We start from the raw sequence: 12,874 nt of genomic DNA on the forward strand, positions 1-12,874 counted from the left end.
ATGATGCCCTGAGATAAGCCACTAAAAGTTTAGGAGTAGGTATGCAAGAGCAAGACAATCAAAAGCCAGTCGTCGACGGTGATAGCGTTCACACTGATGCACCAGTCGCGACAGATACGGCCAAGCCAGACACCACAACACCAGAGTCAACGACGCTGACCAAAGAAGCGCCAGCTGAAGAAGTTGCTGTCGAAACCGCCGACCTCGATAAAGCAGAGACCAATGAAGCTGCGACAGAAAAAGCAGTCGAAACGGTCGCCGTGGATAAAGAGCCTGCTGAGAAAGTAGCGGTCGAAAAAACACCTGAGCCAGTAGTAGAACCTGTCGCGGCAGAGCCTGAGATTGAGCGCGAATCCATGGAATTTGACGTTATTATCGTTGGCGGTGGACCTGCTGGTCTATCTGCTGCGATTCGTCTGCGTCAGCTCGCTATTAAAGCTGGCAACGATGAATTTATGGTTTGTGTGGTCGAAAAAGGCTCTGAATTTGGTGCGCATACCTTATCTGGCGCTGTTATCGAGCCACGTGCTTTAAATGAGCTGATACCAGACTGGAAAGAAAAAGGCGCACCGCTAAACGTGCCAGCCACCGAAGATCGCTTCTACTACTTAAATTCAGCCACACGCTCTACTAAAGTGCCAGATCCTTTGATTCCAGCACCGATGCACAATGACGGTAACTATATTGTCTCGCTAGGTAATGTGGTTCGTTGGTTAGCAGTACAAGCTGAAGAGCTAGAAGTCATGATGTTCCCAGGCTTCCCAGCTGATGATATTTTGTATAACGACGATGGTTCGGTACGCGGTATCTTAACTGGTGATATGGGTGTCGCCGCCAATGGCGAAGCCAAGCCAAGCTTTGAACCCGGTTATGAGCTGCTTGCCAAATACACTATTTTTGCCGAAGGCAGCCGTGGTCATCTAGGCAAACGCTTAATCAGCCGTTTTGATCTTGATAAAGACTCAGATCCTCAGCATTACGGTATTGGTCTAAAAGAATTGTGGGAAGTTGTCCCAGAGAAGCACGAGCAAGGCGTGGTCATGCACGGACTTGGCTGGCCATTGACCGAAACGGGCTCTACTGGTGGGTGGTGGTTATACTTCGATGAAAACAACCAAGTCAGTTTTGGTCTCGTCGCAGATTTGTCCTATCACAACCCATACATGTCACCATTTGATGAAATGCAGCGCCTAAAGACGCATCCTGTCATTAAAAATGTACTCGAAGGTGGTAAGCGCATTTCTTACGGTGCTCGTGCTTTGACTAAAGGTGGCTTAAACTCACTACCAAAATTCACCTTCCCAGGTGGTGTATTGGTCGGTGATGATGCTGGATTCTTGAACCCAGCAAAAATCAAAGGCACGCATACGTCAATGAAGTCAGGCATGCTGGCAGCCGAAGCTATTTTTGAAGCATTACAAGCAGATCGTCAGCATGATGAAGTGATTGCTTATACCACCATGTATAAAGAGTCATGGTTGTATAAAGATAACTACGAGTCGCGCAACTTTTCACCTGCGATACATCGTATGGGTCTGTTTATGGGCGGAGCGTTTACCTTTATCGAGCACAACTTATTGAAAGGTAAAATGCCATTTACCTTGCACGATAACCTGCCAGATTACGATCAGTTAGAGCGTGCCAACCACGCTTATCAGCCAACCTACCTCAAGCCTGATGGCAAGCTGATATTTGACAAGTTGTCGTCGGTATTTATCTCTAACACCAACCATACCGAAGATCAACCAACGCACTTGAAACTCACCGATCAAACGGTGCCTATTTCAATCAACTTACCCCTATATGCTGAGCCAGCACGTTTGTACTGCCCAGCGGGTGTCTATGAAGTGGTCAAAGATGCGGAAGGTGCTAAGTTTGTTATCAATGCGCAAAACTGCGTGCATTGTAAAACCTGTGACATCAAAGATCCCTCGCAGAACATTACTTGGGTAACGCCCGAAGGTGGCGGCGGTCCTAACTATCCAAACATGTAAGTCATGATTGAGATAAATAGAAATCAATAAAAAACCGCTCTTAATAATAAGGGCGGTTTTTTTTGTACTAATACACTTTATTTAACAGTCACAACTAATCTGTCAACTTAATCCGTCCAGGCATCACGATTGGCTTCGTCTTTTAACTTCACAAAGTCATCAGGATTGAACTTAATCTGATCTCCTGTTTTGCCTTCTTTCACTTGGCGCTCGTAGTCACGCAAAATTCTAAGTGCTACTGGAGACAAAAGCAAAATCGCCACTAAGTTGACCAAGGCCATCAGACCCATCGACAAATCAGCGAAGTTCCAGATGGCAGGCAAACTAGCAATCGCACCGACAAAGACCATACCCAACACCATAAAACGGAAAATCATAATCATCACTTTGGCGTTTTTGGCACCAGAGATAAACTCAAGATTTGATTCACCGTAGCTGTAATTGGCAATAATGGACGTAAATGAGAAAAAGAAAATAGCAATCGCGACGAAGACCACACCCAAATCACCAACATACTGGGACAACGCCAACTGCGTAAGCTGAATACCTTCTTGCTCAACGTTCGGGTCAACCACACCCGATAAGATAATAATCGATGCGGTGGCAGTACAAATAATCAGCGTGTCCATAAATACGCCAAGCATTTGCATAAATCCTTGCACTGCTGGATGGTCAGGATGACTTTTTGCTGTTGCCGCCGCATTCGGGGCTGACCCCATACCTGCTTCGTTAGAAAACAAACCACGCTTGATACCGTTAATCATCGCCTGAGCAATACCGTAGCCGATGACCCCGCCCGCTGCCTGCTCAAAACCAAAGGCGGATTTTACAATTAACGCAATCGCTGCGGGGAATTGGCTAAAGTTAGTAACGATAATGAATAGCGCCAATAAGATATATAAAATCGCCATCACCGGCACAATTTTACCCGCGATACGAGCCACTGAGCGTAAACCACCAAACACCACTGGCGCCACCAGTACTACTAATATTAAGCCTGTCATCCATGTTGGGATACCAAAGGCTTCATTGGTTGCTTGAGCAATGGTATTTGATTGCACGCCATTGAACGCCAAACCAAAAGCCACCAGCAAACATAACGAGAAAAATATCGCTAGCCAGCGTTTACCCAGACCTTTTTCAATATAGTAAGCTGGTCCACCGCGGTAAACGTTATCGTTATGCGGCACCTTGTATGCTTGCGCTAAAGTAGACTCAATAAAGCTGGTCGACATGCCGACTATCGCTGTCATCCACATCCAAAAAACAGCACCCGGACCACCGAGATAAATAGCAATTGCGACCCCTGCCAAGTTACCCGTACCAACGCGCGCCGCGAGTGAGGTCATCAAGGCTTCAAACGAGCTGATACCGCCATCTTTGCGCCCTTGGTTTGAAACACGTAACAGCTGCCACATATGACCAAAGTGGCGAAACTGTATAAAACGTGTGGCCACGGTAAAATAAAGACCTGCGCCAATCAGCACGAACATCAGTAATCCATACCAAGGATTGCTCGCAATTAACCAGTCATTGTTACCCCAGATAATACTGACACCATAATTTACGATGTTATTAAACCAACTTACTATCCCTTCGTTCATATGGGCTCCCTACTCACTCTTTATATACGTTACTTAAATTTTATATTAATATCATATTTTAACGATTCAAAACCTCACAAGGTTATGGACAAAATGTTTGATACTAAAACATCCTGTGCATGATATAGATATTAAATGACTTGCGAGTATCACGTTTGGTTATCCGTTTTATATATTTATTTCTAAAATAAATAATGCTTGTATCTCATATTATATAGAATATATATAAACAATAATTTAGCGGCATACACTGAACATTTTTCGTGCAGTTTCAGTAATGTCGTTTTTATAATAATAACCAAACTAATTATCAGTATATTCCCCATAATTTATGCTCAGTTGTTTGCAATGATATTTATTGAATCGTGCTAAGATGAATTTCATATCTATTTGTGCTGCTTTTATAATTACCAGTCAGCACAAAGAGTTAGAGTGCTCAAAACATTAAAACTCTTGTCAGGAAGACGAGATTGCAAAAAAGACACTGGATAGTCCACCCTTTCTGCCTTCCTCAAGAAATGCTGTTTTTACCATTCGATGGTTTAGATCAATGGTTTCAATCAATGTGATGCCTACAAGAGTAGTTGCTTTTATTTTAAGTAAAAAACCACCAATAAATAAACATACTATTGCGCGTCATCGTTTTCATTATATAAAGCAGTACGTGTCTATTTTTTATATTGATTTTTTTGATAAGAAATAGCCACTGTCTTTTTTATATTATTGGTATTTTTTAGGTAAGACAAAAGGAGTTGTCCTATGAAAAATCATAACGATCCATCCGGTTATTGGCGTGCCAATATCCGTCTCATCGTAGGTAGCCTAGTTATTTGGGCACTATGCTCGTACGGCTTTGCTATCTTATTACGTCCTCTATTAGCTGGTATCAAGATCGGTGGTACTGACTTGGGTTTTTGGTTTGCCCAACAAGGTTCCATCGGGGTGTTTATTATTCTGATTTTCTTTTACGCATGGCGTATGAATAAGTTAGATAAACAATATGGCGTAGACGAGGAATAGCCCCATGAGTCAATTTGTAGTTAATCTTATATTTGTGGGTCTATCCTTCGCTCTCTATTTCGGTATCGCGATTTGGGCCCGTGCTGGTTCGACCAGTGAATTTTATGTTGCAGGCGGCGGTGTCCATCCAGTCGTCAACGGTATGGCAACCGCTGCTGACTGGATGAGTGCAGCGTCATTTATCTCAATGGCAGGTCTTATTGCTGCTGGTGGTTATGGCGCTTCTACCTACTTGATGGGTTGGACTGGCGGTTATGTTCTACTCGCGATGCTCTTAGCCCCTTACTTACGTAAATTTGGTAAGTTCACCGTTCCTGATTTCATTGGTGATCGCTTTTATTCCAAGACAGCAGCTATGATTGCGGTCGTTTGTTTGATTACCGCATCGACCACTTACGTTATTGGTCAGATGACCGGTGCTGGTGTTGCATTCTCGCGCTTCTTAGAAGTTGAAAGTACCACTGGTCTGATTATCGCAGCAGTCGTTGTATTCTTTTACGCGGTATTGGGCGGTATGAAAGGGATTACTTACACGCAGGTTGCACAGTACGTCGTTCTAATGATTGCTTATACTATTCCTGCGGTTTTCATCTCACTTGAATTAACGGGTAACCCTATTCCAGGCCTTGGTTTGTTCTCAAATCATGTTGAATCAGGTGTTCCTATCTTGACCAAGTTGAATCAAGTGGTTACTGACTTAGGTTTTGCATCCTATACTGCTGATGTGCCTAATAAGCTAAACATGGTGTTATTTACCTTAACGCTTATGATCGGTACTGCAGGTTTACCACACGTTATCATTCGCTTTTTTACGGTTCCTAAAGTGGCTGATGCGCGATGGACCGCAGGTTGGACATTGGTATTTATCTCGCTCCTGTACTTCACAGCACCTGCCGTTGGTGCGATGGCACGCTTAAACTTAGTAGATACTATCTATCCACAAGGTGTCGAAAATCAGCCTATTCTCAATAATGAGCGTCCTGACTGGATGAAAACATGGGAAGAGACCGGTCTTATTAAGTATAACGATCTCAATAATGATGGTCGTATCCAGTTATATAGCGACAGTGGACTTGGTGCCGCTCAAATAGCCCTCAATACAGCTCAAGCTGACGGTGGCGATGTTGCTACTGCAACTGCAGCGGTAGAAAAAGCTCGCATTGCACATGATGCAGAACTTGATGGTCGTTTTGCTGATGCCGGATGGGCAGGTAACGAGCTTGATGTAAACGCTGATATCTTAGTACTTGCTAACCCAGAAATCGCGAATCTGCCATCATGGGTTATTGGTCTTATCGCGGCAGGTGGTTTGGCAGCAGCCCTATCAACAGCAGCTGGGCTACTCCTTGCGATTTCATCAGCGATTAGTCATGACTTAATCAAACGTAACCTAAACCCAAATATCACTGATAAACAAGAACTTAAATATGCTCGTATTACGATGGGTGTGGCAATCGTAGTAGCGACTTATCTGGGTATCAACCCACCAGGGTTTGCTGCGCAGGTTGTTGCCTTAGCCTTCGGTATTGCGGCCTCCTCATTGTTCCCTGTGTTGATGATGGGTATTTTCTCTAAACGCATCAACAATCTTGGTGCTATTGCAGGTATGTTGACTGGTTTAATAGTCGTTCTTGTCTATATCTTTATGTTCAAAGGTTGGTTCTTCATCAGTGGTACTGCTAACTTCCCTGATACTGAAGAGTACTGGTTATTTGGTATCTCACCATTATCATTTGGTGCAGTTGGTGCGCTGCTTAACTTCATCGTAGCATTCGCCGTATCTTATGCTACTGCCCCACCACCAGCACATATCCAAGAGTTGGTTGAGAGCGTACGTTCTCCACGTGGCGCTGGTGGTGCCGTCGACCACTAAGCTTGCAACTGAGGATATATCTTCTGTTAATATATCACTCACAGGCAGTCACTGCTTGTGAGTGATTTTTTTATCTTGGCGCTATAATAACGATATTTTAAATTCTTCCTTTATCCAATAAGTTCAATTAAACATATCTCACGCATTAAGGAATATTTTATGCTTTTTGAGTTTATCGCTACCATCGCTGCCGCATTTGGCATGGCGGGACTAGCACTTATCATAACTCACCTCAGCAAACTGGCAGGCAAACGCGCCCCTAAATGGCTGATTCCCTTATTTGCTGCTATTGGTATGTTTGCATTTCAGATAAATCAGGAGTACAGCTGGTATGGTCAACAAGTGGAGAAGCTACCAAAAGCTGTAGAAGTCGTCAAAACAGCAGAAAGCACGGAGTGGTTCCGCCCATGGTCTTACGCTAAGCCGCAAATATTACGGTTTATCGCTGCCGATATTGGAAATGCGAGTGTGCAAGTCGATAATCCAGATATACATTTATTCAATTTATATCTATTTGAAAGACGAAGAGCCGTAGAGACAGTCCCTCAAGTTATCGATTGTAGTATTCCTGCACGTGCAGACTACGTGATACCTGAGAAAGGCAATACGCTATCAATTGATGAATATGTAAAGCAAACGACTGCATGGCGAGACCTAGCAACTGATGATCCGCTATTTATCAGTATTTGCACTGATAAACAAAGCTAACGAATTAAGAGAGATTTAGAACAGTAAATTCATAAGCAGGAAAGTCTTCAAAGAGACATGTGATGATAAGGCGGTATTTTGAATGAATAAAAAATCTGAAAATACCGCCTTATTTATACGCTTTACTTTTCACTGATGAGGCGTTGTCGTATAAGTGTGCTTAGAATTGGCACCTAGCAGTAGCCCCGCACATAAACCACCAAAATGGGCGGCAAAAGAGATACCTTCTTGTGGCATTAAGCCTTCTTTGATGGTGAGCCAGTACCCTGCCCCCATAACGATACAAGCGATTAAATAACCCCAACGCCGAGCGAACACGGCTCCCCCTATCATATAACCAAGCATCGCGAAGCATAACCCTGATGCCCCGATATGAATTGATAGCGGCGAGCCAATGACCCAAGTGACCAAACCCGAAGCGATAATGAGCTTAACAATCGTACGATAAGCATTGTTCTCAAAAAGCCCAAATAAAAATAGAATTTGTAATAAAGTTACACTATTGCCAAGCAAATGTGAAAAATTGCCATGCATCGTCCATGAAGCAAACACCCCAATCATGCTACCGATATCAAGAGCACGCGGGACAATGCCAAAAATATTCCACAGTCCAAACAGCGCAAACTTATTAAGAAAAAACATACCCCACATCGGCACTAAGACAAAAGCATATAAGCCGATAACTTGCTTGATTCGTACTAATATCAACGTGAGTAATTGCCGCCACTTCATATAATCTTTTATCCTATTGATTTTATTTTATTCAACAGACTCTAATGGTTCACTGAAAACAGTGGTTGCTGTATCGGCTTGAATGATAATAATGAAACATCTTTGTCCACTGTTAAATAACTATTGGCATGCAGTAACGACGTCGAATGATAAGGCACTAAGGCGGTAGGAACAAAACTGCGCGCGGCATCGATATGCTTAATAGAGTCATCAAAAAAGATATGTGGCGCAAACGTCCTAAGTACAGCCGTTTTTTCCAGACCTCCTAAGAAAAACGCCATATCAACATTGACGCCCCACTCTCGCAATGTCTTAATCGCACGCAGGTCAGCGGGTGCATTGCGAGCCGTCACCAACGCAATCTTTATAGGAGAATATTGAAGGCCTGCTGGTAGACGCTCTTGCAAGTTCGATAGCTTAATTAATAATTCAGCATAAGGCCCTTTCTCAATTGGCAAGTCACGCATCTGTGCTTCACGATCATGAAAGGCACGCAATCCTTTTTGCTTATAGAGTAGCTCACCTGAATCATCAAACAGCACGGCATCACCATCAAAAGCGATACGCAGCTGATTGGTATCCAATTTATAAGTATTAACAGGCGTCGCATCGAGTATCGCACAAGCGCAGATATTGGCATCAGCAACTTGCTGCGCATCCTCACGATTGGTGGTCAAAAACAGATCAATATTAAAATCTCTGATATAAGGCGAAACAGGACTGCCCGATATGAATGCTGATCGAGAAATATTGAGTCCATGTTCACGAATGGCATTGAGTACTTGAATGCCCGTATCTGGACTACTCTTCGAGACAATCACTACTTCGACCAAAGGCGCTTCAATATCAGGGAGCTGTACAGTATCGTCTTCACAATAATGATTCAAATTTAGCAGTGCTCTGATAAGCGGATAGCCCGCGCCAATATTTAACGGCTCGTTTTCACGCGCTGCCATATAGTCACGAAACTCCTTTATAGCGCTTTCAGGCCGGTGTTCTAATAGCTGTAATAAATAATTTTCTGATTCTGCTAAATCAAACAGCGCGGTTGCAGAAATCGCGACTATGAGCGTGTTACTAAAATCGACAGCCATAAATGTTTACTTCTATTCTAAATATTCAAAATGATAGGGTTTTATTTTACTACATATATAGGCAAGCTGTGTGGCTACTCCTGCTAATCACAACAATCCTCAATATATATTTTTTATGACAAAAAAAAGACTGCAATCGCAGTCTTTTTTAGGTTTCAAGGAACACTTAGCTAATATCAGCACCATCATTAATGACAAAACTTACAATCATAATGACATGATATTTACTGATTTTTCCATCAGTAACCCCTACTTTTTGCTCTTTTATCCAAGCGCCTTCAACATTATTAACGGTCTTAGAAATCCGTTCAATACCTTGTTGAATAGCATCTTCAAAACTGGTTTCAGAGGTACTACTGATCTCGATATTCTTGGCAATTGTCATAATATTTCTCGCATCCATGTGATTCTAAAATGAGTGTTTTAAGACAAGCTTATCGTAGAAATGATACTTTAAAGCGATGTCTCTCATTTATTCTAGCGTTATACATAGTACGCAACAATGCTTCAGTGTTATTTTATGTAGGAATTAACTTAATAGCACTAAAGATATCGCTGGAAACGCGACCAGAATAACCAATCGAATCACATCAGAAACAATGAATGGTGCTACCCCGCGGAACATATCGGACAGTTTGATATGCGGAGCCATTGCCTTAATCACGAAAATATTCATTCCCATCGGCGGCGTTATCAATCCAAGCTCTACCGTCAATACGGCAATAATACCAAACCATACTGGATCGAAGCCTAAAGCAACAATGATTGGATACACCACTGGAATGGTAATCACTAGCATCGCTAAAGCATCCATGAACAACCCTAGGAGGAAGTACATGATCAAGATACAGATCAGTACGACCATTGGACTCACTGCTAACGTACCAATCCAAGTCGCTAATGTATAAGACAAGCGTGACACTGAGATAAAATAGCCCAACGCTTCTGCACCCAGTAGCATAAAGAAGACCACTGCTGATAATGCGAGCGTCTCAATCAGCGATTGCTTAAGGCCTTTCATACGCATGCCTTTAACAAAAGCGTAAGCCCAAGAGACAAATGCACCGACTGCTGCGCCTTCTGTGGGAGTGAATAGCCCAAAGAAAATACCCGCAATAATCACGATAAAAATAAAGCTAAACGGTATCAAACCGGTTAACGATATGAGCTTCTCTTTCCAAGTAGTCGACTCGCCACGACGCGCTAAATGCGGTTTCCAGCGTACCATAATCATGACAGTGATTGAGTACATCACCATCCCTAACATACCAGGCAAAAAGCCTGCAATAAACATGTCACCAACGGACTGCTGAGTTAGGATGGCATAAACCAGTAGCGCAATACTAGGCGGAATCATAATACCTAATGTGCCACCTGCTGCTAAAATACCACAAGCAAAACCAGGTTGATAACCATACTTCTCCATCTGTGGCAACGCAACCTTCGTCATGGTAGAGGCAGTAGCTAATGATGAGCCTGAAATAGAAGCAAAAATACCAGATGATCCGATACCCGCGATACCAAGACTCCCTCGTACTCCACCAAAAATGGTTCGGGTAGCTTCAAACAATTTTCCTGCCATACCTGAATGTGTGGCAAAGACTCCCATTAAAATAAATAACGGAATAGCACTAAAGTCATATTTTGCCAAGACATCTACTGGAATGTCTTTGAGCATCTGTAAAGCACCGCTTGGCGCAGTCACTGCTCCAAAACCAACCAAACCCACACCCAACATGGCAAGTGCGACTGGCACTCGCAGGACAACAAGCAGGATCATGACGACTAAGCCAATGGCTCCAATAATTTCTGGACTCATGCGCCTGTCTCCTCGGCGTCAAAGAACTCGCCCGTTTTAAAGATATTAATGGATTCGATTAACGAGCGAATGGCGAGTAAAAAACTTAAGAATGCGCTAAATGCATAGATAGGCATCATTGATAATCGAAGATCTTGGGTAACTTTACCGTATTCTATGGCATCAATGGCGCTCTCATAGAGACCCCATGAGAACACAATACCAATGACAAAAAAGCCCATCATAAAGATGCCCATCATGTAGCCTTTAACGGCTTGAGGCATCTTTTGAGTAAAGACATCAACGATGATTTGTGAGCGTTCAACGAAAGCGGCAAAGGCGGCAAGCAAGGAAAATAGCATGAAATAAGACACAATTTCTACGCTACCCTTGACCGTAAATCCAAACTCACCACCAGTGAGCTTGAATATATAACGAGCCGTCACATCCAACATGGTGGTTAGAACAATAATAATAAGACTGACACCACCAAAAAATTGGCATAATCTAGAAATAAAGGTACTAATTTTGACTAAAAATGCCATGTGACACCTCCAATAGGTTATACCTTACAGGCAGCACTGGCAGCTTTGGCCTTTTCATAGACACTATCAGCATCCAAACCTAAAGCATTGACGTCTTTTAGATATTTTTGCGTTCCTCTTTCAAGCGGACCTTTCCAATCTGGATCATTTAGTGGATCAGGAATTTCGATAATTTCGTCACCCTTATCTTTGGCAGCTTGAATTGCCATCTGATCATGCTTATCAAACACTTCACCGACCTTATTAGCCAATGCCATCCCTGAGTTTTTATCCAAGACTTGTTTTAGATCATCAGGCAAATTATCGTACTTATCTTTGTTCATCGTCACCATAAGCGCTGAACTATAAAAAGGAATATTTGTATGATATTTCGTAATTTCGTCGATTTTGAAAGCAGTAACTGCTTCCCAAGGGAAACTCAAGCCATCCACAACTCCGCGCTGTAAAGAGGTATACATATCATTAGCAGGTAGACCTACCGGTGAAGCGCCAGCGCTTTCGATGATATCACCAGCCACGGCTGAAGGACGACGGATACGCATACCTTTCATATCTTCAGGCGTTCGAATTAGCTTGTCAGTGGTATGAAGTGCGCCAGGACCAGCACCATACATAAACAGGAGATGAGAATCTTCATATTCACTAGCAAGTGTGCCATCATCATAAAGGGTCTGGAGCATACAACCCATTTGAGTGGCTGAATTTGATAGTCCGGGGAGCTCAGTAATTTGAGTTAAAGGGAAGCGGCCGTTAGTATAGCCATGAGCCTGTGAGCCGATATCGATCGTACCTTTTGCAGCAGATTCATAGGTAACATCTGCTTTAGCAAGACCTGCTGAGGGATACAATTCTACTTTCAAGCGACCATTAGAATCTGTCTCTATTTGTTTAGCCCAAGGTTCAAAAACCTCAGTGCTAATAGATGATGTTGCTGGCCAGAAGTGAGAAAAGCGTAAAACAGTAGTTTCTTGAGAAGTTGCTGATGAGCCATCAGTAGTATCAGCGGATTGGTTAGAACAGCCTAAAAGACTGATCGCTGCCAAGGCACCAATTGAAAAAAGAGGAGCTAGCTTCATTATCAATTCCTTTTGATAATTATGAGATGAGGAGTAGAGCTTACGTTTAGCACTCTAAGTCGATGAAATAATTAATCATTTACAAAGTTAAAACGTCTTTCTAATAAATCTGCAATAAATATACTATATAAAATTAGCAGCTATAATGATATAAGTCAAATCATTTTGAGCATATAAGGCAATAATCCATTCAAAAATAAGCATAGATTAACGAAACGCAATGGACAAATCTAATAGTACTCTCAGATACTAAATTTCGACGGATTACCGACTACAAGCAAGATGTTCTAAACAACGAATATTTGTAAAGAGGCAAACCGCGCACAAAGAAAACCCCCTTACACTTTCGCGTAAGGGGGTTTAGCTTTTGAATAGAGAGCTGACGATGACCTACTCTCACATGGACGAATCCACACTACCATTGGCGCTA

11 protein-coding genes are annotated in these 12,874 nt (G+C 42.6%); 4 read left to right on the forward strand and 7 right to left on the reverse strand.

The genetic code is table 11. The annotated features are described in order from the left end of the window. Nucleotides 1-41 precede the first annotated feature (41 nt). Nucleotides 42-1,994, forward strand: a complete 1,953-nt coding sequence (locus J5X94_RS12895; protein WP_416346187.1) for a 4Fe-4S dicluster domain-containing protein — start codon at nucleotides 42-44, stop codon at nucleotides 1,992-1,994. 107 nt (nucleotides 1,995-2,101) lie between these two features. Here J5X94_RS12895 and J5X94_RS12900 read toward each other — a convergent pair whose 3' ends face one another. Then, nucleotides 2,102-3,598 (reverse strand): alanine/glycine:cation symporter family protein, encoded by a 1,497-nt coding sequence (locus tag J5X94_RS12900; protein ID WP_194621102.1) that lies wholly within the window; start codon nucleotides 3,596-3,598, stop codon nucleotides 2,102-2,104. Between the two features lie 759 nt (nucleotides 3,599-4,357). On the opposite strand from J5X94_RS12900, the gene J5X94_RS12905 reads away from it, so the two are divergent. The 3 genes from J5X94_RS12905 (at nucleotide 4,358) to J5X94_RS12915 (ending at nucleotide 7,199) form a co-directional block, all read left to right on the forward strand. Then, on the forward strand, nucleotides 4,358-4,618 hold the full coding sequence (locus tag J5X94_RS12905; protein ID WP_210541503.1) for a DUF4212 domain-containing protein: 261 nt from the start codon (nucleotides 4,358-4,360) through the stop codon (nucleotides 4,616-4,618). A gap of 4 nt (nucleotides 4,619-4,622) precedes the next feature. Further along, nucleotides 4,623-6,491, forward strand: a complete 1,869-nt coding sequence (locus tag J5X94_RS12910) for a sodium:solute symporter family protein (protein WP_210541504.1) — start codon at nucleotides 4,623-4,625, stop codon at nucleotides 6,489-6,491. A 159-nt stretch (nucleotides 6,492-6,650) separates the two neighbouring features. Continuing rightward, nucleotides 6,651-7,199, forward strand: a complete 549-nt coding sequence (locus tag J5X94_RS12915) for a hypothetical protein (RefSeq protein WP_210541505.1) — start codon at nucleotides 6,651-6,653, stop codon at nucleotides 7,197-7,199. Between the two features lie 129 nt (nucleotides 7,200-7,328). On the opposite strand, the gene J5X94_RS12920 is transcribed toward J5X94_RS12915, so the two are convergent. The 6 genes from J5X94_RS12920 to J5X94_RS12945 form a co-directional block, all read right to left on the reverse strand. After that, on the reverse strand, nucleotides 7,329-7,931 hold the full coding sequence (locus tag J5X94_RS12920) for a rhomboid family intramembrane serine protease (RefSeq protein WP_210541506.1): 603 nt from the start codon (nucleotides 7,929-7,931) through the stop codon (nucleotides 7,329-7,331). A 41-nt stretch (nucleotides 7,932-7,972) separates the two neighbouring features. Continuing rightward, nucleotides 7,973-9,025, reverse strand: coding sequence for a 5'-nucleotidase (locus J5X94_RS12925; RefSeq protein WP_210541507.1), 1,053 nt, complete (start codon nucleotides 9,023-9,025; stop codon nucleotides 7,973-7,975). A 166-nt stretch (nucleotides 9,026-9,191) separates the two neighbouring features. Continuing rightward, a complete protein-coding gene (locus J5X94_RS12930; RefSeq protein WP_010197784.1) occupies nucleotides 9,192-9,410 on the reverse strand; it encodes a dodecin family protein in 219 nt (72 codons plus the stop codon). Nucleotides 9,411-9,554: 144 nt separating this feature from the next. Then, the gene (locus J5X94_RS12935; protein WP_189586629.1) at nucleotides 9,555-10,844 is read right to left on the reverse strand and encodes a TRAP transporter large permease; all 1,290 of its coding nucleotides are present in this window, start codon (nucleotides 10,842-10,844) and stop codon (nucleotides 9,555-9,557) included. Next, the gene (locus tag J5X94_RS12940; RefSeq protein WP_210541508.1) at nucleotides 10,841-11,368 is read right to left on the reverse strand and encodes a TRAP transporter small permease; all 528 of its coding nucleotides are present in this window, start codon (nucleotides 11,366-11,368) and stop codon (nucleotides 10,841-10,843) included. The genes J5X94_RS12935 and J5X94_RS12940 overlap by 4 nt, the downstream gene beginning before the upstream one ends. A gap of 17 nt (nucleotides 11,369-11,385) precedes the next feature. Further along, nucleotides 11,386-12,444 carry a TRAP transporter substrate-binding protein gene (locus J5X94_RS12945; protein WP_189586626.1) on the reverse strand — a complete coding sequence of 353 codons (1,059 nt, stop codon included), beginning with the start codon at nucleotides 12,442-12,444 and terminating at the stop codon, nucleotides 11,386-11,388. Nucleotides 12,445-12,874 lie beyond the last annotated feature (430 nt).

It is taken from the genome of Psychrobacter sp. K31L, assembly GCF_017942195.1.
Lineage (GTDB): Bacteria > Pseudomonadota > Gammaproteobacteria > Pseudomonadales > Moraxellaceae > Psychrobacter > Psychrobacter glaciei.

What these genes read in the sequence shown, in the direction of transcription:
- J5X94_RS12945 (WP_189586626.1), bottom strand. Translation starts at nt 12,444, where the DNA reads ATGAAGCTAGCTCCTCTTTTTTCAATTGGTGCCTTGGCAGCGATCAGT.
- J5X94_RS12930 (WP_010197784.1), bottom strand. Translation starts at nt 9,410, where the DNA reads ATGACAATTGCCAAGAATATCGAGATCAGTAGTACCTCTGAAACCAGT.
- J5X94_RS12910 (WP_210541504.1), top strand. Translation starts at nt 4,623, where the DNA reads ATGAGTCAATTTGTAGTTAATCTTATATTTGTGGGTCTATCCTTCGCT.
- J5X94_RS12915 (WP_210541505.1), top strand. Translation starts at nt 6,651, where the DNA reads ATGCTTTTTGAGTTTATCGCTACCATCGCTGCCGCATTTGGCATGGCG.
- J5X94_RS12925 (WP_210541507.1), bottom strand. Translation starts at nt 9,025, where the DNA reads ATGGCTGTCGATTTTAGTAACACGCTCATAGTCGCGATTTCTGCAACC.
- J5X94_RS12940 (WP_210541508.1), bottom strand. Translation starts at nt 11,368, where the DNA reads ATGGCATTTTTAGTCAAAATTAGTACCTTTATTTCTAGATTATGCCAA.
- J5X94_RS12935 (WP_189586629.1), bottom strand. Translation starts at nt 10,844, where the DNA reads ATGAGTCCAGAAATTATTGGAGCCATTGGCTTAGTCGTCATGATCCTG.
- J5X94_RS12920 (WP_210541506.1), bottom strand. Translation starts at nt 7,931, where the DNA reads ATGAAGTGGCGGCAATTACTCACGTTGATATTAGTACGAATCAAGCAA.
- J5X94_RS12905 (WP_210541503.1), top strand. Translation starts at nt 4,358, where the DNA reads ATGAAAAATCATAACGATCCATCCGGTTATTGGCGTGCCAATATCCGT.
- J5X94_RS12895 (WP_416346187.1), top strand. Translation starts at nt 42, where the DNA reads ATGCAAGAGCAAGACAATCAAAAGCCAGTCGTCGACGGTGATAGCGTT.
- J5X94_RS12900 (WP_194621102.1), bottom strand. Translation starts at nt 3,598, where the DNA reads ATGAACGAAGGGATAGTAAGTTGGTTTAATAACATCGTAAATTATGGT.